The 548-nt window shown below is 34.3% G+C and carries 1 protein-coding gene; it reads right to left on the bottom strand.

What is annotated here, in order from left to right; translation table 11 throughout:
• Nucleotides 1-321, bottom strand: a 321-nt coding sequence (locus tag AC1DG9_RS27680) for a ParA family protein (protein WP_477635780.1), incomplete at its 3' end; no start/stop codon positions are given.
• Nucleotides 322-548 lie beyond the last annotated feature (227 nt).

Raw genomic sequence — 548 nt, 5'->3', positions numbered from 1 at the left:
CTTATATTCCCTGTTGTTCAGGTTTATCATTTCGATCTCTGCACCTACCAAATCGATATGTGCCGGAAGCAGATCAAGATTAGGAGTTTCAGTTTTCTGAATGGCGTCTACCGCATCGATATCATTAATGATACACTCGTAAATGCTATTTTTGATGCTTCTTGGGTCAAAACCAATACCAGAGGTAGAATTGGCCTGAGGATCAGCATCAACTAATAATGTTCTATATTCTAGTACGGCTAAACTTGCGGCTAAGTTAATTGATGAAGTAGTTTTCCCTACGCCACCCTTCTGATTTGCCAATGCAATAATTTTACTCATCTATCTAATTAATAATTACAATTATTCTCTAACGGCTTGTATTTACTCGACGTAAATCTATAAAAAATGCTATTTTTGTGTTTATTTAGGCATATTTTAACGAATAGCTAAGATACAAACTAAATGGCAAAATTAGTATTAAAGCCTTAAGTGTTTTAAACATCTTATTAACAATTTATACATGGTAACCATCATATCCGGAACCAACAGACCTGAAAGTAATACGC

The sequence above is a fragment of the Pedobacter sp. 05L430 genome (assembly GCF_056397585.1).
Note: the sequence above shows the minus strand (reverse complement) of the source record. Positions and strands in the feature narration are given on the sequence as shown.